Consider the following 18,719-nt stretch of genomic DNA (forward strand, 5'->3'; position numbering starts at 1 on the left):
CGGATCTATCGGTCTATAGCCAGCAAGAACTAGATGAGATCGCGCTTGAGTTGAACATGCGCCCGCGAAAGCGCTTCGACTTCAAGTGCCCAATTGAGGTGATGAGCGAGGAGCTGGCGAAGTACCATGAGGTTCCGTCATCGACACATTGACGGTGTTGCACTCAGAGCCTGCATCCGCCCCGGCTTAACTCATAAGAACAAAACTCCAACCTTGTGAGAACATCAGTCTCAAACTGCCCGCTTACCTCATGCCATGACTTATGAAAATTAGTAGGGGATGTTATATTCTCCATGATGTCAAACGAAGCCAGATAAAGCTCATGATTAATCTCGGGCTTTAATTTTATTAATTTTTCGATTTCTAATGTTAGCCCATAGACTTCAATGACCTGCCTTACGACTTTCATCTCGTCATTTTTGTCAATACCTAAAACATCAGCCCAAATGTTTTTCATTTTACTGCTAGGACTTGAATCTTTTAACTGAGTTAAAATTTCGTGAAGCCTTCCGGCTGGGTTTTCTTGCATAACATATCCTTCAAATGTGAAGTTCTATAATGGCTGCTTAACGCCCCAATCAGGGGTATATTTTGCGTTTTGAGCGCAGCGAAGCAAAATATGTCCCGCTGCCTTGGTTTGTTAGAACGTAATTTGCACGTAGCTCGCTATATTGAAATTTCTGAGCTTATTTTCTTCTGTGCTAGAGAACTCTTTTATCACATTGTCAATTGGCTTTAAATTGCACACATCGTCCATAGACATTGTAATGAATGGCTTGACGTGAATTGGGCCATCTAGGCGGAAAATGCTGGGGCTGTACTCACCCCATTTATCTTTCCTTACGAAGCCTTGAAGTATTACATCAATGTCGCCGAGGCTTGGTTTGTTGGTGATGAAGCTCCCATATACTGCCACTTGGTAAGGGTGTAAGTATTCGTCCGCCTTCTCGATAAATTTTAAAAGCTCTTCAAATAGTGCAAGTCTATGTGCATTTGTTGCGTAGGTGATTTTAAACTGGGAAATATTCATATGCGCTCTAACGCTCGCATTTGCAGGTGGTTTGGAGCGCAGCGGAAAACCAGTCCGACAACATGCGCTTGTTATGAGGTTTTGGCACAAATCACTCGTTCTGAAAGGAAGCGAATCAACGGAATGTACTCTCTTACAATGTCCTCTGACTCCGTTAATGGGATATGACAATCGTCTCTAGAATATCTATCTGATGAGTGAACTAGGGCATTCCTTATATGCTTTATCAGCTTAGCTGTATTTGAAATTACATGGTCGGACTTTAATTGTATATGAAACCGCTCGCCAAAAACTTCTCTAGTTTTACTGTATATTTTTTCTTCCGCACCATCTTCAGATTTTGAAATAAACTCAATTAGCTCTTCTTCATCAACATACTTCCTTAGTACCCTCATTAACATCTCGGTCTCATCTGACGAACTGCCATGCTTTTTGACAATGGAAATTATCTTTTCAATCTCATCGTCTTGACCTTGAAATCTCGTACTATTGACATGGGACTTAAGCCTTCCATGAAGAACTTCGTCAGATACCAACAAAAAATTGTATTCTAGAACATGATAGAAAGCCAAAAATGACTGACTTGGAAACTGGCTACTTATGGCCACTTTAAAATACTTGACAAGATTTGAGTCATATTTTGCAAGCGGGATCTTTAAGTTATCTTCGTCAAACTCATCAGTCCATGCAATAACAGGCTTCTTGATGCGGCGTCTAAATTCCCAGCACTCGTTATTCTCTGCCGCCAATTTGAACAAACAGGCTTCCATCTTTGGAAGCCCTTCTCGCATGATTTGGTATTTTTCTTGTTTTCTTGGGACGTGGTAAGAAATTGTTCTCTGCCGCCAAAGAAGATCCCCGAACGATAATTTCCTCTCACGTTTGATGAAACGAGAAATCTTCCTTTGAATTACCGACTCAAAGAATCTCTCGTATTCTGCTGATGCGAAGAATGAAAGTTGAAATCTTTTACTGCTTTCTGTAAGCCTGACCTCTCTTCCTGCCCCTGCGGTAAACGTATAGTCAGGTCTATAGAAAATATCAGCTCCTAATGGTGCTACCATTGACTCGATGATTCTGGGACCAACAAGTCTTCTCTCTTCTAGATCAAATTCAAACTGATTCGATCGTTTGTAAGAACGTATTTCTTTTTTCCAATCATCATCAATTAAAATTTCTTCCTTGTTACCATCGTAGTGGTAATAAATCTTATTCCCCTCGATAGAAATTTCACAGTCCACTTTTTCAAGGTTTTCTTTTATGAATTCTAATGGCATCCCTTTTCCTCATAACGCCTTGAATAAGCCGCCGCTTGGAGCGCCAGCGCAAAGCGGTCGGCTTCATTCACTTGTTAATCATTGTCCAGCTGTCCACCCTGTGCATCGGCTTCCGCGATCATGTCTTCCCAAGGCCATTTCACCGTGGCAAAACGCCTGTAAAGCAACAACTGCCGATCAACAACACTCACTTCTTCAGTAGCTGAGTTGTAAGTCAGAATTAGCCCTCGCCCCTCATCATCAACTTGAAGCTCAGGAATTTTTTCAAGAATCGCTTTGAGATTCCCAAGCTGGATTCTATCTTGTCGAGAATGAGCAACTTCAAAGATTCTGCGCGCACTCAATCCGTTGATTAATTCGTTATCAGAAGCTTCAATAATAGTCGCCATGGCATAGGCGTATATACCAGTTGAATTTCGACGTGACCTTATTCCGCCTGACACCTGTTTCGAAAACTGCTGATATACAGGATTCAACTGATCTGCATATTCCATGGCTGCCGAGTCAACATGCTCGAGATTATCAAGCTTCTGAGATCGAAATGTTTTTGCTTCTATTTCGGCGTCGTCTAGAGTAAAAAGAGTGAGTTGCTGCAAGACGCCGGCATTTGTATAAGCCAGCTCCACTAATCTGCTTTTGACGTTGTCACCGATATTTAAGTTAAGCTTTCTTTCACCTTTATTTATAATTTCCCGTAAGTCCTGTGGCGACCAAGCTACTGATATTTCATCAACCCTACCTGCTAAGTCAGGGTTAAGATGCAGAAGAAGATTGGTTTCAGACCAAACACCAACGATAATAACGAAGACTCCATAGTCCCAGAGAGCTTTCAAATCAAAAGAAAAGCTTCGCCTGTCGTCAGTAGACATATAATGGAAGTCTTCAATAATCAATCTTCTATTTGAAGCCTTTAATATATCAGCGATATATCGCAAGTCGTCGATATCTTGGCCAACAGGCTTCTCGCTCTTTTCTGTTCCCTTGTTCGATTCAGCCTGAACATTGATTCCAATTTTACCTAGCAGAGCAGCACCAACGTCTCCAGAGGCACTAACGGAGCCTTTCACTGAACCACTTTTGGACTCGCTAAGTGTTAGCTTGATACCAATTTGAGATAGTGCATCGACATAGATATCCGCAAATGACTTATGTAAACGGCACTGCACAACTATCGGGTTGTCGATGACTTTTTGACGAAGCCAGGACTTTCCACTCTTAGAAGGGCCCCTAATCGCTATATGTTTTGTTCTACGGAGGGAACGTTGCAATTTTGAATCAAGTTCTCCGCGATCTACATAGGATGCATCGCGCACCTCAGGGGAAATTCCAAAAACTTCATCCGTTCGCACAAATCCTCCTTAAAATGATTAACGCTTGCAACACCAGCTAACTAAGAGCCGAAGCGATTAGTTAGTCTGATGCTTGCTCTTGTTAGCTATTTTTATCAGAGCCTGAACTATTGGACGCTTGTACATTATTCCCTTTTGTATTTCCTTTAAACACTACATTTTGAGGACCTGTAGGTTTGGGAGCTGCCGATGGATTTTGAACTGGAGCAGCCGAAGGTGTTGGATTACTTTGTTGCCCATTATTCCCTGATTCATTTTCTGCCATTACATTTTCCTCGTTAGTTAAGTGAACTTGATAAACTGTTTCCTTATGACTTACTTTTTGGTAGACATAAGATGGTGATGCAGCAAAAAGAAAAATAAATGCTATTACTACAGCTGCAGTGGCATCATGAAGATAATTACCACGCGCGATATTATTCTGGCTATTAAAATCAGCTGCTTCAGACAATCGTTCATCAAAGTATTCATCAAAATCTTTATATGCAGAAGCCTCGTCACTACCATTGGAGTTATGCCAATCTTTTAACTGATTAAGATAGTGTTTCAGCTCTTTAGCTGCGGGCACTTTCTGGTATGAATACCCTAAGAATGTCCGAACGACCTTATAAATACAAACGAGCATACTTACTGCTGATAAAACTATGCAGCCAATGAAATAGTAGGTCACAAGATTATAATTATAATTAAAGCCATTAATTATACTCGTTAGAGCACCACCAAGAATGGTCAGGGCAACAATCGGAGTATTAGTAGCTGAGGCAATTCCATTTCTTTGCTCTAATTCAAAATCATATTGTTTTTGAAAAATTTCTCGATTCAATGACAGACTCCAACTAGATAGCTAACAGTGATTCTACACCCAGCTACAAAACCTCAATGAACACGACGGCGCATTCATTGGGATTTTGCAGCTTGCCATTTTGACTCTACCCCATTGATTCCCTTGAGAGCAAAGCAAAATTTGGCGGTATAGACAAAATTCGCGTGCTTGCGCGATTTGCTATTTTCAATGATACTGTATATAAAATCAGTTAAAAGCGACATGGGTGCAATCTATGAAACTGATGGAGAGGGTGAAAGCTGCCCTCAGAGTCAAGCGCTATAGCCTTCGCACTGAGAAAACCTATTGCTACTGGATTCGCTTTTTCATTCGTTTCCACAGAATGCGGCATCCTGCCACCATGGCGGGTAATGAAGTGCGTCAATTTTTGGAATATCTCGCGATAGAGAGGCGTGTTGCTGCGGCAACACAAAACCAGGCACTCAACGCCATCGTATTTCTTTATCGCCACGTTCTAGATCAACCGCTGGGTGAGATTGGTAATTTTAGCCGGGCTAAGCGCTCTCAGCGCTTGCCTGTCGTGCTTTCCCACCAGGAGGTTATGGGTGTGTTTGAGCACCTGTCCGGCTCCATGCTCCTGATTGCATCGCTGATGTACGGCTCTGGGTTAAGAGTCTCCGAAACTTGTCGGTTACGCGTAAAAGATATCGATTTTGCGCGTCACGTCATTACTGTCCGTGCGGGCAAGGGCAATAAAGACCGCACCACGCTATTGCCCCCCTCTTGTGAGGAAGCGTTAAACGCCCATATTCAGATAGCGGAGCAACAGCTTGCGGCCCGCATTGAAACCAACGCCATTCCGGTATCACTGCCCTACGCGCTGGATCAAAAATATCCGAATGCGGGCATTTCCCTCGCATGGCAATGGCTTTTTCCTTCATCCAAGCCCTGTTTCGATGACGACAACCGGATAGTGCTACACCACATTCATACGTCTGCCGTACAAAAAGCCGTTAAATATGCCATGCGATCTTCTTCTCTGACGCGCCCTGGGTCATGTCACTCTTTACGCCACAGTTTCGCAACTCAGCTGCTAAGCCAAGGCACCGATATTCGCACGGTTCAAGAGCTACTGGGACACAAGAGCATCGAAACCACTCAAATATACACCCATGTGCTGGGTAATGGCTTTGCGGGTGTTAGAAGCCCATTAGGTTAGCGCCGTACGTAGCAAAGCTGTCACCCGATCACAGGAGTTCTCTTGCATCTCCCCCACCCGCCTCCTACACTCCACCGACGAACAGCTTGACGGGGTGCCGGTGATATCCGGCTGAGATGGCGCAGGGTGTGCATTTTTTGCTGCCAAGCGCTGGTCCCGCTGAACCTGATCCGGCTAATGCGCTGCTGCTCACATGAGTTGCACGCGGGTACCGGCGTAGGGATCAAGCGATGGCCATGGCTAGCTTTCTCCCACGATCGCACGCCACCTTTCCGCGCCATTTCCTCGATCTCACGCCTGCCCTCCGGATCATTACTACCGGAGGCATCATGGGCTACTGCTTTACCTATCTCACCAACGCTTGTCACGATGAGTGGCGCGCCTATATCGAGCACGATTTCGTGCGTCAGTTGGGCACGGCGACGCTGCCCGAGGCGTCCTTTCGCCACTATTTAAAGCAGGACTACCTGTTCTTGATCCACTTCGCCCGCGCCTATGCGCTGGCCGCTTATAAAAGCCCCACCCTCGCCGATCTTCGCCAGGCCCATGACGGCATGAAAGCCATCGTGGACGTGGAGCTGGGCCTGCACGTGGGCTTTTGCCACGAGTGGGGCATCCGAGAGGCGGAGCTGGCGGAGCTTCCCGAAGCCAGGGCGACGCTTGCCTACACCCGCTATGTGCTGGATACCGGTAGCCGGGGCGACCTGCTCGATTTGCACGTGGCGCTGGCCCCCTGCCTGGTCGGCTACGGCGAAATCGCCAACTGGCTGAACGACCAGCCCACCACGCTACGCGGCGAGCAAAACCCCTTTGACGCCTGGATTGGCATGTACGAGAGCGAAGAGTTTCAGTCCGCCATGCGGGCGGAGCTCGAATGGCTCAATGCCCGCCTGGCCGACGTTACCCCCGCCCGTTTTGCCGAGCTGAGCAAGATCTTCCGCGATGCCACCCGCCTGGAAATCGACTTCTGGCAGATGGGCTTAGACCTTTCTGAATAATGACCGATAACGACAAGGACACCGTCATGACCAAGACCGTCAAAAGCAAAACCGCCCACTTTTTAGCCGACACCGCCCAGGTGGATGCCGCCGCCATCGCGCCGCTGCCGGGCTCGCGCAAGGTGTACGTGGAAGGCTCGCGGCCGGATATTCGCGTGCCGTTTCGCGAGATTACCCTCTCGCCCACCAAGACCTCCGCCGACGACGAGCAGAACCCGCCACTGCTGGTTTACGACACCTCCGGCCCCTACACCGACCCCGACGCCCAGATCGACCTGCGTCGCGGCCTGCCGGCGCTGCGTCGCGCCTGGATTGAAGCGCGGGACGACACCGAGTTCTTGACCGGCCCCACCAGCGAGTACGGCCATCGCCGCGCCAACGATCCGACTCTTGCGCAGCTGCGCTTTGATCTAACCCGTACACCACGCCGCGCAAAAGCGGGCAAGAACGTGACCCAGCTGTACTACGCCCGCCAGGGGATTATTACGCCGGAAATGGAGTTTATCGCCCTGCGGGAAAACCAGCGCCGCCAGGCGTTGGGCAATGCGGAAGTAGAGCGCATTCTGGGCCACCAGCATAAAGGTCAGAGCTTTGGCGCCAGCCTGCCCGAAGAGATCACCCCGGAGTTCGTGCGCGATGAAGTCGCCCGCGGGCGGGCGATTATTCCCAATAACATCAACCACCCGGAAAGCGAGCCGATGATCATTGGCCGCAACTTCCTGGTCAAGATTAACGGCAATCTGGGCAACTCGGCGGTGACGTCTTCCATCGAGGAAGAGGTAGACAAGATGACCTGGGGGATCCGCTGGGGCGCGGACACCATCATGGATCTCTCCACCGGGCAGAATATCCACGAGACCCGCGAGTGGATCCTGCGCAACTCACCGGTGCCCATTGGCACGGTGCCGATCTACCAGGCGCTGGAAAAGGTCAACGGCGTGGCCGAAGACCTCACCTGGGAGGTCTTCCGCGATACGCTGATCGAGCAGGCGGAACAGGGCGTGGATTACTTCACCATTCACGCGGGCGTACTGCTGCGCTATGTGCCGCTCACCGCCAAGCGCGTCACCGGTATTGTCAGCCGCGGCGGCTCGATCATGGCCAAGTGGTGTTTGTACCACCACCAGGAGAGCTTCCTGTACACCCATTTCGAAGATATCTGCGAGATCTGCAAACAGTACGACGTGGCGTTCTCCCTCGGCGATGGCCTGCGCCCCGGCTCGGTGGCGGATGCCAACGACGAAGCGCAGATGGCCGAACTCAAGACCCTGGGCGAGCTCACTCACATTGCCTGGAAGCACGATGTGCAGGTGATGATCGAAGGCCCCGGCCACGTGCCCATGCATCTTGTGAAAGAAAACATGGACAAGCAGCTGGAGTACTGCGACGAAGCGCCCTTCTACACCCTCGGCCCGCTGGTCACCGATATCGCCCCCGGCTACGACCACATTACCTCGGGCATCGGGGCGGCGATGATCGGCTGGTTTGGCTGCGCCATGCTCTGCTACGTGACGCCCAAGGAGCACCTGGGTCTGCCCAATAAAGACGACGTCAAAACCGGCATCATCACCTACAAGATTGCGGCCCACGCGGCGGACTTGGCCAAGGGCCACCCAGCCGCACAGCGGCGCGACAATGCGCTGTCCAAGGCGCGCTTCGAGTTCCGCTGGGAGGATCAGTTCAATCTGGGGCTGGACCCGGATACCGCTCGCGAATACCACGATGAAACCCTGCCCAAGGACTCCGCCAAGGTGGCCCACTTCTGCTCCATGTGCGGGCCGAAGTTCTGCTCCATGAAGATCAGTCAGGAAGTGCGTGACTATGCAAACGAGCACGGGCTAAACGGCGATCAGGAAGCGGTGATGAAAGGCATGGAAGAGCAGGCGGAGAAATTTCGCGATAAAGGCAGCGAGCTGTATCAGGAGGTTTAAAGCAGCAGCCTTAAAAACCACGCGGCTGCGTATGGTGGCTCTTGAGTGTTGCAAGCCTCAAGGGTCACTTTTTTACATAAGCAGAAGATAATAAAGCAAATTTTGTGTATGATTATCATTTACTGATTCTTCAGCCCAACAATTCTTTCAACCCCACACCATTCAAGGAACGAATACCCGATGAAAACCAAGCTTTCCCTGGCGGTTACCCTGATCAGCGCTGGCCTGCTCAGCGGCTGCAGCGACGACAAGGCATCAACCGACGCAGCGACGATACTGGATTATATTCCGGCTGACGCGCCCTACTTCATGGCCTCCAGCGAGGCAATGCCTGAGCAGGAGGCCTTCGACCTCTACCAGCGCATGCAGCCCATGGCGAGCCTTGAGTCTGACCTGGATGAACTGCGCATTACGCTGGCCGATACTGACGATGACGTGTCGCGGGCAATGATAAAGCTGCTGATCGCCATGGGTGAAGAGCTCGACGGTGTTGAATCACTGGATGACTTCCATGCGCTGGGCTTGAAGGCAAGCCCTCGGGCCGCTTTGTATGGACTGGGTATCTTGCCTGTATTGCGCATGCAGCTGCAGGATGAAGAGGCGTTTCGCGAAACGCTCAAGCGTCTCCTGACCAAGGCGGAGCTCAACCCCCGCACGGCCACTACCAACGGCACCGACTACTGGATCCTGACCCCCGAGGCGCCCGTCCAGGCAATTCTTGTCATTGAAGATCAGCAGCTGCTGATGTCGGTAGTGCCGCAGGATGCCAGCGACGCGTTGCTTGCGCAGGTACTGGGTAGCGATTTGCCTGACAGCAACCTTGGCGACTCTGGTGCGCTGGCAGAACTTGAGCAGCGCCATGACTTTACCCCCTACGGTGCCGGGGAAGTCGACTTTTCACGCCTGCTTAATGAACTGGGCTCCCCCACGCATACGGGGACTCAAGCATTGATGGACGCCGTTGAGGCAGAGCAGTTGGATCTGTCGGCCTGCCAGGCCGATATTGACCGCATTACCAGCCGCTTCCCCGGCCTTGTGATGGGCATGCGCGAGTACAACCAGAATCGCATGGAGATGAATGTCATCCTGGAAACCGATGAAGCGATTGTCACTGACCTGCGCGCCCTGACCACTCAGGTGCCAGGCCTTGGCAGTACAGAGGGTATCGCCAGTGTCGGCATGGGCCTTAATTTGCCGTTACTGCTTCAGACGGTTCAAAAATATGCCCGGGAGGTTCGTCAGAATCCCTTCAGCTGCAATGAGCTACAGGATTTGAACAGCGCCTGGGCCGAGATCAACGTGGCGATGAACAACCCGGCCACCATGATGATCGGGTCAGCGCTATCCGGCCTGAGAGCGCGCATCGACAGCCTGACAATGATCGACGGCGAGCCCAGTGGCAGCGGCATCCTGACCCTTGCTTCCCCAAACCCGATGGGGCTGGTGACGACCGCAGCCACCTTCTTGCCTGAACTGGGCGCGCTTGGGCTTGAACCCGGCGGAGACGCCAAGCGAATCGACAGCATGATGCTGCCGCCGGAAACACCGCCGCTGTATGCCGCCATGTCGGATACGGCGATTGCCCTGGGCGCAGACATCAGCGACCCGGCGTCACTGCAGGAAGCGCTTCAAGCCCCGGCATCAGAGCAGGACTTACTGCTTCATGGCCACCTGGCCAGTGAGTTTTACCATTCGCTGGCCGATGTCATGGAGCAGGCGCCTGCCGACGCGCTGGAAGCGTCCGATATTGACATGTTCCGGCAGTATGGCGATACCTACAAGCACATGGAGTACGGGGTCAGCGTGGGCGATGCCGGCGTTGAGATGAACCTCTCGCTGGAACTCGACTGAGGCCTGGCGGCTATTGTCGCCTGCCAAACACCCGCTGACGGCTGCATAGCGACCGTTAGCGGGTTTTTCATTTTTGGCTCATTGCTGAACTTGGCGACTGAAACTCAGGAGACCTCGAGCGCTACTTTCAGTACGCCGTCGCGTTGGTGGGAGAAGAGATCGTAGGCTTCGACGATGTTCTCCAGCGCGAAGCGGTGGGTGACCATGGGGCCCAGATCCAGGCGGCCGGCGGCGATGATACTCATCAGCCGACGCATGCGCTCTTTGCCACCCGGGCACAGCGAGGTAATGATCTTGTGGTCGCCCAGGCCCGCGCAGAACGCCCCCAGCGGAATCGTCAGGTCTTCGGAGTAGACGCCGAGACTGGAAAGTGTTCCGCCGGGTTTCAGGACGCGCAGGGCTGACTCGAAGGTCTGCTGCAGGCCGAGGGCTTCGATGGCCACGTCCACGCCGCGCCCGCCGGTGAGCTTGAGGACTTCATCCACCACGTCGACCTTGCGGAAATCCAGGGTGACGTCGGCGCCCATCTGCCTGGCCATGGTCAGGCGCTCGTCCACGCCGTCAACGGCAATGATCATGCCCGCCCCGCGCAGCCTTGCACCGGCCGTCGCGCAAAGGCCGATCGGCCCCTGAGCAAACACCACCACGGTGTCGCCAATCTTGATCCCTCCGGCTTCGGCACCGGCAAAGCCGGTGGACATGATGTCCGGGCACATCAGCACCTGTTCGTCAGTCAGGCCGTCGGGCACCGGCGAGAGGTTCGCCTGGGCGTCGGGCACCAGCAGGTATTCCGCCTGGGCGCCGTCGATGGTATTGCCAAACCGCCAGCCGCCCATGGGTTTGTAGCCGTGGCTGTGGTGGCCGCCATCCTGGGATGAGCAGCCGTCCTGGCAGCCGTAAGAGGTAAAGCTCGGGCAGATCGCCCCGGCAATCACCCGCTGGCCTTCCTGGTAGCCCTGTACGTTGGCGCCGAGTTTTTCGATGACACCCACGGGTTCGTGGCCGATGGTCAAGCCGCGCTCCACCGGGTACTCGCCTTTGAGGATATGCACGTCGGTGCCGCAGATGGTTGTCGTGGTCACGCGCACGAGGGCATCGTTGGGGCCAATATCGGGAATGGGTTTGTCGTCGATTTCGATACGGCCGGGCTCGACAAAGATGGCCGCTTTCATCATGGCAGGCATGGGGCGTTTCCTCTATCAGGGGAATCGAAGCACATCGCCATTACGTCACACTGGAGGCGGGATAACGTTGCGCCACATCAAGGTTTGCGCTTTCAACCCGCAAACGCCAACAGGGAGCCACATGCCCCCTGCCGGTTCTCGTCTGAACGTTTAGCGTTGTTTCTTGTGGCTGCCCTTGGTCTCACCCATGCCTTTTTGCATGCCACCCTTTGCCTGTTGAGCCTTGCCCTTGGCTTCGGTCTTGCCGCTGCCGGTGGCTTTCCCGGCTGTTTCTCTCAGTTTACCAACCGTCTGATTGGCAACCCCTTTTGCTTTGTCTTTTTTGCCACTTGCCATGATGCGCACCTCTAATCCGTTAGTGGAGAGGATGTCGCGCGCTAGTAAATACTTACTTCGTTCACGACACTGTCATCAGCGTAGTCGGTATTCGCCACCTTGCATCAACTCGTTTCAGGTAAATGGTCGGGTAGCCGTGTTGGCGGCCAACGATTGAGTAACGCGTGCAGGCAGGCCATGACCAGTACCGTGGCCACCAGCGCCACGCTCATCGAGGAAAACCGGTAAAGCGCGCTATAAACCAGATCCTGCTCCGGGCCGAGTGACTGACCAAACAGGATGCCAAGCGTGGTAAGCCCGCCAAAGCCAATCCCTGACCCCGCCCCTTCCAGAATATGCTCGCGGGCAAACAGCATCAGCCCCAGCCAGTACAGCAGTATCACCAACGTGAAATGATGGCTTTGGCTGAACAGCAACAGCTGCATGACGAGCGCCAGGTTGCAGCCAAGCAGCGTGCCGATGGCACGCTTGCCCGCCGACAGCCTGGCGCCGTGATAGCCGAGGGCGAACAGAATCAGAATCGTCGCCATCTGCGCCGACAGCGAGCCCTGTAAATCAAGCACCTGAAACACCACAAACGACAGCGTGGCGGTGATGCCGCCGATCAGGGTTTCATGACGAATCTGCGCGGCGGGCTTTGCGGCGCGGGGCGGTGGCTGGCGGGGTTCCACATCGGGAAACAGCACGTGCATGAGCATGGCGATCAGCACTGCCAGCGCGCTGGCGACCATATTGCTGGCCAGCAGATCGCTCAAGTCGACCCCGGGGTAGCTGGCAAAGTGCAGCAGAATACTCAGCGTGAGCACGCCGTTGGCGCCGTACAGAAACAGCGGGCCCCTGGCCATCAGGTGAAAGCGGAACAGAAACATGCCCAGCACCACCAGCGTCATGACCACCGGCATGTGCTTGAGCAGGCCAACCACCAGGCTGACTTCGAGCACGTTGACCGACACGTTGGCCAGAAACTGACGCACGATGTGGCCGTTGAGGATGGGCACCATGCCCAGCAGAAACATCGGAAACACGGTGAAGAACACGCCGTAGTTCCAGCCCATCAGCTGGCTGACGATAAACCCAAGCGAGCCCCCGCCCGCAACGCGCAGGCACTGACGCAGACCGTTCTCGTTCAGGGCCATGTTCAATACACCACGTGCAGCCAGCTCACCAGGCGCGCCTGCAGCGCGGCGAACGGCCTGGCCAGGAGGTGATCGCCCGGCACCAGCTGGACGCTGGCGCGGGCACCGCTGGCGGGCAATACGTCGAGGGGTTCATCGAGCGTGACGTGGAGCCGCAACCGCTGGGCATCGCGGACCCAGCGGTCGGTGGTCGGGATATCGGCCAGCTGTCCGTCCGCCGCCAGCTGGCCTTCACGCACGCCGGCATCGAAGGCGCTGACGTGGCCTTCAAGCACCCGCCCGGGCCAGGCATCCAGCACCACCTTGGCGCTATCGCCGGGGCGAACGTGGCGCAGGCTTTTCTCGCGGAAATCGGCAATGATGTCGATAGCTTCCGTGACCAGCGCAAGCACCGGCTGGCCGGCCTGAACGTAGTCACCCGGCTGCAGCTGCAGATTGGTCACCACGCCGGGCGCGTCGGCGCGCACCCGGGTATGCGCCAGATCCAGTTCGGCCTGGTCGACCGCGTTTTCGGCCTGGCGCAGGCGCAGATTCGCCTCGCCTTCTGCGCCAAGCTGTACTTCCAGGCTGTGGGTACGCGCCTCGGCCGCCGCCACCGCCGCCTGGGCGGTCTGCGCGGCGGCGACGCGCTGCTCGAACTGCTGGCGAGAGATGCCCTGGCGGGCAACCAGGGTCTCGGCACGCTGTCGCTCGCCGCGCTTTTCTTCGGCGCTGGCCTGGGCCGAAGCCAGTTCCGCGCGCGCAGCGGCCAGCTCCGCCGCCAAACGCGCGTTGTCCTGCTTGGCCTGCTCGCGCTGTAATTCGGCGTCAGCCAGCGCCAGCCGAAACGGTGCCGGGTCCAGACGAAACAGCACGTCGCCCTTCGCGACCCGCTGGTGATCCTCGACCGCCACCTCGCTCACCGGCGCACTCAGCTCAGGGGCGACACGCACCACCGGGCGCAGCACCCGCGCCTCGGGCGTGAGCGGCATGAAGCTGTCAGCGATCAGAAAGTAGACAAATAAAACCACAAAGGTGGCGAGCGCCACCTTCACCCAGCGGGCAAATCGTTGTTCGGGGGACATGCGAAGCTCGTTAGCGTGTTAATTACACCGCTAGCTTAGCATTTAATTAGCGCGCTAACAAACTAGCGTTGTTTCGACAGGCTCAGCACCACGATGCCGCCCACTACCACGGCGCCGCCGAGGAGCTGGCTTGGGGTGAGCATCTGCCCCAGAACGAAGTAACCAATCACTAACGAGGCCACCGGCTCGATGTTCATCACCGGCGCGTTGCGCGCCATGTTCAGGCGCGGCACGAAAATGAACAGCGTCGAGAACGCCGAACCATACAGCACGCCCAAAAGCGCCAGGCCCAGCCAGCCCGTCCCGTTATCGGGCAGGCTCATGCCCTCCGGCACCACGCCCGCGATGCCACCGATAATCATGGCGATGAACACGGTTTGCATGGTCAGCAGGCTGCGCAGCGTGCTGCCCACGCGTGCCAGGCGGTGCTCGGTGGTCCACAGCGCGCAGGCGAAGGCAAACGCCGCCGTCAGGCCAAAGCCGATACCCGCTAGCCACCCCGGGCCCATTCCCTCGGCGCTGGCAAACCAGGCGGGTATGTCGAGCACCACCAACAGGCCGATCAGGATGGTGCCCATGATCAGGCAGCTGCGCAGCGTGGGCCGCGGGCCGCCCAGCGCCCAGCTCAGCAGGGCCAGCTGGATGGGAAAGGTATTCACCAGCAGCAAGGCGATGACCACGGGCAGGCGCGCCACCGCTGAATACAGGCACACGCTCTGCACCGTGATGCACAAGCCAACGGCCAGTTGCCACGGCCAGGTGCCGGGCGGCAGCCAGAGGCGCTTTCTTTGTGCCACGACCAGGCACACCAGAATCAGACAGGCGACGCCCGAGCGGGTCAGCACGGCCAGCAGCAGCCCCGTACCGTTATCGAAGGCCAACCTGGCCGATACGTGGTTGGCCGCAAACATGGTGGCCACCGTCATCAACAGCAGGATCGCCAGATGGCGAGGCAGAAAGGACGGCAGCGATGGGGATGGCATAGTAACAGCGGACTCTTTGTAAGATGGCAGATAAACATAACGGCACTATCAGGATGCCGAGATTTTATCTAGAAGGCTAACGAGATTTACAAGCTGATTGTTAACACCGCCACATGTTATACTAAGGTCTAAAAATCTACATCCTCTGTCTTTGCTGAAGGGCCCCCATGAACGCATCGGTACTGGTCATCAACTGTGGTTCCTCCTCGATTAAATACGCCTTGATCGACGAAGATCCACAGGCACCACGCCTTGACGGCATCGCCGAGCGGCTGGGCAGCCAGGCGGCCGTGCTGAAAGGCACCGACAGCGCCGGCGAACGCTTCAGCCAGCCCTTGCCCGGCGCTGATCACGCCCAGGCACTGAGCGCGATTCTCGACCGCCTGGAGGGCCGCAAGCCCAGCGCCGTTGGCCACCGCATCGTCCACGGCGGCGAGCACTTTACCCAGGCGGCGCTGATCGACGACGGCGTCATCGCCGCCATCGACAGCACCGCGGCCCTGGCCCCGCTGCATAACCCGGCCAACCTGACCGGTGTTGCCGCCACCCGGCAGGTGTTTCCCAGCCTGCCCCAAGTCGCGGTGTTCGATACCGCCTTTCATCAAACCCTGCCGCCCCGGGCCTACCGTTACGCCCTGCCCGACGCGCTTTACCGCGATCACGGCATTCGGCGCTACGGTTTTCACGGCACCAGCCATGCGTATGTCAGCCAGCGCGCCAGTCAATTAAGCACGCACGGCGCGGGCGGCTGGCTGACGGCGCACCTGGGCAACGGCTGCTCGACCAGCGCGGTATGGCAGAACCAGAGCCTGGACACCAGCATGGGGCTAACCCCGCTGGAAGGCCTGGTGATGGGTACCCGAAGCGGCGATGTCGACCCCGGCCTGCACGCTCACCTTCACCGCCAATTGGGCTGGTCGCTGGACGAGATCGATAACGTGCTGAATAAGCAAAGCGGCCTGCTGGGGCTTTCCGGCCTGACCAACGACATGCGCGAAATCGAACAGGCCGCCGAGCAGGGCCACGCGGGGGCGTCGCTGGCGGTGGAGGTGTTCTGCTACCGTATTGCCAAATCGCTGGCCGGCCTGTCCTGCGCGCTGCCTACCCTCGACGGCGTGATCTTCACCGGTGGCATTGGCGAAAACTCGCCGCAGGTGCGGCGCCGGGTGATTCAGCTGATGCCTCACTTCGGCTTTGCGCTGGACGACGCCACCAACGACGCCACGATTCGCGGCCGGGAAGGCGCGCTGGATCGCGCCGATCATCGCGGCCCAGAGGTGTGGGTGATCCCCACCGACGAAGAGGCACGTATCGCCATGGAAACCCGCCACTGCCTGGAGACCCACGCATGAACACGCCCGCCGACACCCCCCAGGCCCTCTTGCTGGTACCTACCCGCGAGGGGGTCGGCTTGACCTCGGCCTGCCTGGGTCTGATCCAGGCGCTGGATACCATCGGCCTCAAGGCGGGTTTTCTCAAGCCGTTCATGCAGCACGAGCTGAACGGCCCGGGGCTCGACCGCTCGACGGCGCTGGTATCGCGCACCCTGAACCAGCGTCCGCCCTCGCCCATTTCCCAGGCTCGGCTGGAGCGCCTGCTGCGGGATAACCAGACCGACGAGCTGATGGAAAACGTGATGGAGCTTGTCGACCAGGTGACCCAGCAGGCTTATCGCGACGGCAGCGCGCTGGAACTGGTGGTGGTCGAGGGCGTGGTGCCCACCCAGCACACCACCTACGCCACCCAGACAAACGCCCAGCTCGCCCATGCGCTCAACGCGCGGATCATTCTGGTGGGCACCGGCGACCTGGATGACCCTCAGGGGCTCGCCGAAGAGCTCGACATGCACGCCCGCAGCTTCGGTGGAGTGAGCTCAAGCAGAACCCTGGGTGGCATTCTGATGCGCATGCAGCACCTACCCTACGCCCAGGAAGACGACCTTTCCGCCGCGCCCGGCACCATCAAGCCGCAGCTCGAGGCCTCGCTGCTCGACGAACTGCGCCGCTATTCGCCGTCGCTGGCCACCGACAGGTTCCACCTGATCGGCGTCGTCCCCTACAGCAACACCCTCAGCGCTCTGCGCACGCTGGACGTCGCCCGGGCGCTGGATGCCCGGGTGCTCAGCGAAGGCGAAGCGTCCACCCGCCGGGTGCTGTCCACCAGCCTGTGTGCCCGCAGCGCGGCCAACGCGCTGCATATCTTCAAGCCGGGGACGCTGGTCGTGGCCTCCGGGGATCGCGACGACGTCATCCTGGCCTCGGCGCTCGCCACCATGAACGGTACCCGGCTGGCCGGCGTGCTGCTGACCAACGGCTTCATGCCCAACGACAACATGATCGAGATGTGTCGGCCGGCGCTGAAGACCGGCTTGCCGGTGCTGGCGGTAGACACCGACAGCCTGACCACCGCCCAGAACCTGAGCCAGCTGAGCAGCGAAATTCCCATGGACGACTTCGAGCGCGCCGAACAGGTCGCCCGCTACGTCGCCGCGCATATCGACCTGGACTGGCTGAAGGACAACCTCAGCCAGGGCTATACCCACCGGCTTTCGCCTTCCGCCTTTCGCCATCAGCTGGTCAAACTGGCTCAGCAGGCCAACAAGCGCATCGTGCTGCCAGAAGGCGATGAGCCACGCACCATCGAGGCGGCAATCATCTGCCAGCGGCGCGGCATTGCCAACTGCGTGCTACTGGGCAAGCGCGACGATATCGAAAACGTCGCCCGCAACCGCGGCCTGACGCTACCGGAGTCGCTGACCATCATCGACCCCGAAAGCACCCGCGCGCATTACATCGCCCCAATGGTGGACCGCCGTCGCGGCAAGCTCAACGAGCTGACCGCCGAGGCGCAGCTGCAGGATACTGTCGTGCTGGGCACCATGATGCTGGCGCTGGATGAAGTGGACGGCCTGGTCTCCGGGGCGGTGCATACCACGGCCAATACCGTGCGCCCGGCCTTTCAGTTGATCAAGACCGCCCCCGAGTACCATCAGGTGTCGTCGATCTTTTTCATGCTGCTGCCCGAACAGGTCGTGGTGTACGGGGACTGCGCGGTCAATCCCGACCCGGACGCCGAAACCCTGGCGGAAATTGCTCTGCAAAGCGCGCATTCTGCCAAGGCCTTCGGCATCGAGCCGCGCGTGGCGATGATCAGCTATTCGACGGGCGATTCGGGCACCGGGGCCGATGTGGATAAAGTCCGCGAGGCAACGCGCATTGCCAGGCAGCGCGCGCCGGATCTGCTGATCGACGGGCCGCTGCAGTACGACGCCGCCGCCATCGAAAGCGTCGGCCGACAAAAAGCCCCCGACTCGCCGGTCGCGGGCAGAGCCACGGTGTTCGTATTCCCCGACCTGAATACGGGTAACACCACCTACAAAGCGGTTCAGCGCAGCGCTCGCGTGGTGAGTGTCGGCCCCATGCTGCAGGGCCTCAACAAGCCGGTGAACGACCTGTCCCGCGGCGCGCTGGTCGACGACATCGTGTATACCATCGCCCTGACGGCCATCCAGGCCAGCCAGCGCACGGCAGATACCTAACGTCGCCACAACGACTTCGCCGCCCCATCGGTGACCGAT

The 18,719-nt window shown here is 56.6% G+C and carries 16 protein-coding genes, 1 pseudogene and 1 riboswitch; of the genes and pseudogenes, 7 read left to right on the forward strand and 10 right to left on the reverse strand.

What is annotated here, in order from left to right; all coding sequences use genetic code 11:
* Positions 1 to 152 (forward strand): annotated as a pseudogene (locus QC815_RS00005) (IS30 family transposase); the annotation flags it as partial.
* A gap of 11 nt (positions 153 to 163) precedes the next feature.
* Here the strand turns inward: QC815_RS00005 and QC815_RS00010 are convergent.
* From QC815_RS00010 to QC815_RS00030, 5 genes are all read right to left on the reverse strand, one after another.
* Complete coding sequence (locus QC815_RS00010) at positions 164 to 529, reverse strand: hypothetical protein (protein ID WP_309766256.1); 366 nt, start codon at positions 527 to 529, stop codon at positions 164 to 166.
* Positions 530 to 640: 111 nt separating this feature from the next.
* The gene (locus QC815_RS00015; RefSeq protein WP_309766258.1) at positions 641 to 1,030 is read right to left on the reverse strand and encodes a DUF6932 family protein; all 390 of its coding nucleotides are present in this window, start codon (positions 1,028 to 1,030) and stop codon (positions 641 to 643) included.
* Positions 1,031 to 1,101: 71 nt separating this feature from the next.
* Positions 1,102 to 2,307 carry a hypothetical protein gene (locus tag QC815_RS00020; protein WP_309766261.1) on the reverse strand — a complete coding sequence of 402 codons (1,206 nt, stop codon included), beginning with the start codon at positions 2,305 to 2,307 and terminating at the stop codon, positions 1,102 to 1,104.
* Between the two features lie 74 nt (positions 2,308 to 2,381).
* Positions 2,382 to 3,656: a hypothetical protein gene (locus QC815_RS00025; protein WP_309766263.1), complete on the reverse strand. Its 1,275-nt coding sequence runs from the start codon at positions 3,654 to 3,656 to the stop codon at positions 2,382 to 2,384.
* Between the two features lie 82 nt (positions 3,657 to 3,738).
* The gene (locus tag QC815_RS00030) at positions 3,739 to 4,479 is read right to left on the reverse strand and encodes a hypothetical protein (protein ID WP_309766265.1); all 741 of its coding nucleotides are present in this window, start codon (positions 4,477 to 4,479) and stop codon (positions 3,739 to 3,741) included.
* A gap of 235 nt (positions 4,480 to 4,714) precedes the next feature.
* Between QC815_RS00030 and QC815_RS00035 the strand changes: the two genes are divergently transcribed.
* The 4 genes from QC815_RS00035 to QC815_RS00050 all read left to right on the forward strand — a co-directional run bounded on the left by QC815_RS00035 (position 4,715) and on the right by QC815_RS00050 (position 10,439).
* Positions 4,715 to 5,659: an integron integrase gene (locus QC815_RS00035; protein ID WP_309766266.1), complete on the forward strand. Its 945-nt coding sequence runs from the start codon at positions 4,715 to 4,717 to the stop codon at positions 5,657 to 5,659.
* Between the two features lie 80 nt (positions 5,660 to 5,739).
* Positions 5,740 to 5,899: riboswitch (TPP riboswitch) on the forward strand.
* Between the two features lie 89 nt (positions 5,900 to 5,988).
* A complete protein-coding gene (gene tenA / locus QC815_RS00040) occupies positions 5,989 to 6,657 on the forward strand; it encodes a thiaminase II (RefSeq protein ID WP_309766664.1) in 669 nt (222 codons plus the stop codon).
* A gap of 26 nt (positions 6,658 to 6,683) precedes the next feature.
* Positions 6,684 to 8,588, forward strand: a complete 1,905-nt coding sequence (gene thiC, locus QC815_RS00045) for a phosphomethylpyrimidine synthase ThiC (RefSeq protein ID WP_309766268.1) — start codon at positions 6,684 to 6,686, stop codon at positions 8,586 to 8,588.
* 180 nt (positions 8,589 to 8,768) lie between these two features.
* Positions 8,769 to 10,439 carry a hypothetical protein gene (locus QC815_RS00050; RefSeq protein WP_309766270.1) on the forward strand — a complete coding sequence of 557 codons (1,671 nt, stop codon included), beginning with the start codon at positions 8,769 to 8,771 and terminating at the stop codon, positions 10,437 to 10,439.
* Between the two features lie 104 nt (positions 10,440 to 10,543).
* Here QC815_RS00050 and QC815_RS00055 read toward each other — a convergent pair whose 3' ends face one another.
* From QC815_RS00055 to QC815_RS00075, 5 genes are all read right to left on the reverse strand, one after another.
* Positions 10,544 to 11,623 (reverse strand): NAD(P)-dependent alcohol dehydrogenase, encoded by a 1,080-nt coding sequence (locus tag QC815_RS00055; RefSeq protein ID WP_309766272.1) that lies wholly within the window; start codon positions 11,621 to 11,623, stop codon positions 10,544 to 10,546.
* A 150-nt stretch (positions 11,624 to 11,773) separates the two neighbouring features.
* The gene (locus QC815_RS00060; protein WP_230446248.1) at positions 11,774 to 11,959 is read right to left on the reverse strand and encodes a CsbD family protein; all 186 of its coding nucleotides are present in this window, start codon (positions 11,957 to 11,959) and stop codon (positions 11,774 to 11,776) included.
* Positions 11,960 to 12,063: 104 nt separating this feature from the next.
* Positions 12,064 to 13,095: a DUF2955 domain-containing protein gene (locus tag QC815_RS00065; RefSeq protein ID WP_230446247.1), complete on the reverse strand. Its 1,032-nt coding sequence runs from the start codon at positions 13,093 to 13,095 to the stop codon at positions 12,064 to 12,066.
* A gap of 2 nt (positions 13,096 to 13,097) precedes the next feature.
* The gene (locus tag QC815_RS00070) at positions 13,098 to 14,159 is read right to left on the reverse strand and encodes an HlyD family secretion protein (RefSeq protein ID WP_230446246.1); all 1,062 of its coding nucleotides are present in this window, start codon (positions 14,157 to 14,159) and stop codon (positions 13,098 to 13,100) included.
* A 62-nt stretch (positions 14,160 to 14,221) separates the two neighbouring features.
* A complete protein-coding gene (locus QC815_RS00075) occupies positions 14,222 to 15,142 on the reverse strand; it encodes an EamA family transporter (protein ID WP_230446245.1) in 921 nt (306 codons plus the stop codon).
* Positions 15,143 to 15,309: 167 nt separating this feature from the next.
* Between QC815_RS00075 and QC815_RS00080 the strand changes: the two genes are divergently transcribed.
* Complete coding sequence (locus QC815_RS00080; RefSeq protein WP_309766278.1) at positions 15,310 to 16,494, forward strand: acetate/propionate family kinase; 1,185 nt, start codon at positions 15,310 to 15,312, stop codon at positions 16,492 to 16,494.
* Complete coding sequence (gene pta, locus QC815_RS00085) at positions 16,491 to 18,680, forward strand: phosphate acetyltransferase (RefSeq protein ID WP_309766280.1); 2,190 nt, start codon at positions 16,491 to 16,493, stop codon at positions 18,678 to 18,680. Before QC815_RS00080 ends, pta begins: the two co-directional genes overlap by 4 nt.
* Positions 18,681 to 18,719 lie beyond the last annotated feature (39 nt).

Source organism: Vreelandella gomseomensis, assembly GCF_031451645.1.
GTDB classification, from domain to species: Bacteria; Pseudomonadota; Gammaproteobacteria; order Pseudomonadales; family Halomonadaceae; genus Vreelandella; species Vreelandella gomseomensis.

What these genes read in the sequence shown, in the direction of transcription:
- thiC (WP_309766268.1), top strand. Translation starts at nt 6,684, where the DNA reads ATGACCAAGACCGTCAAAAGCAAAACCGCCCACTTTTTAGCCGACACC.
- QC815_RS00070 (WP_230446246.1), bottom strand. Translation starts at nt 14,159, where the DNA reads ATGTCCCCCGAACAACGATTTGCCCGCTGGGTGAAGGTGGCGCTCGCC.
- QC815_RS00015 (WP_309766258.1), bottom strand. Translation starts at nt 1,030, where the DNA reads ATGAATATTTCCCAGTTTAAAATCACCTACGCAACAAATGCACATAGA.
- tenA (WP_309766664.1), top strand. Translation starts at nt 5,989, where the DNA reads ATGGGCTACTGCTTTACCTATCTCACCAACGCTTGTCACGATGAGTGG.
- QC815_RS00020 (WP_309766261.1), bottom strand. Translation starts at nt 2,307, where the DNA reads ATGCCATTAGAATTCATAAAAGAAAACCTTGAAAAAGTGGACTGTGAA.
- pta (WP_309766280.1), top strand. Translation starts at nt 16,491, where the DNA reads ATGAACACGCCCGCCGACACCCCCCAGGCCCTCTTGCTGGTACCTACC.
- QC815_RS00060 (WP_230446248.1), bottom strand. Translation starts at nt 11,959, where the DNA reads ATGGCAAGTGGCAAAAAAGACAAAGCAAAAGGGGTTGCCAATCAGACG.
- QC815_RS00065 (WP_230446247.1), bottom strand. Translation starts at nt 13,095, where the DNA reads ATGGCCCTGAACGAGAACGGTCTGCGTCAGTGCCTGCGCGTTGCGGGC.
- QC815_RS00075 (WP_230446245.1), bottom strand. Translation starts at nt 15,142, where the DNA reads ATGCCATCCCCATCGCTGCCGTCCTTTCTGCCTCGCCATCTGGCGATC.
- QC815_RS00050 (WP_309766270.1), top strand. Translation starts at nt 8,769, where the DNA reads ATGAAAACCAAGCTTTCCCTGGCGGTTACCCTGATCAGCGCTGGCCTG.
- QC815_RS00055 (WP_309766272.1), bottom strand. Translation starts at nt 11,623, where the DNA reads ATGCCTGCCATGATGAAAGCGGCCATCTTTGTCGAGCCCGGCCGTATC.
- QC815_RS00010 (WP_309766256.1), bottom strand. Translation starts at nt 529, where the DNA reads ATGCAAGAAAACCCAGCCGGAAGGCTTCACGAAATTTTAACTCAGTTA.
- QC815_RS00035 (WP_309766266.1), top strand. Translation starts at nt 4,715, where the DNA reads ATGAAACTGATGGAGAGGGTGAAAGCTGCCCTCAGAGTCAAGCGCTAT.
- QC815_RS00080 (WP_309766278.1), top strand. Translation starts at nt 15,310, where the DNA reads ATGAACGCATCGGTACTGGTCATCAACTGTGGTTCCTCCTCGATTAAA.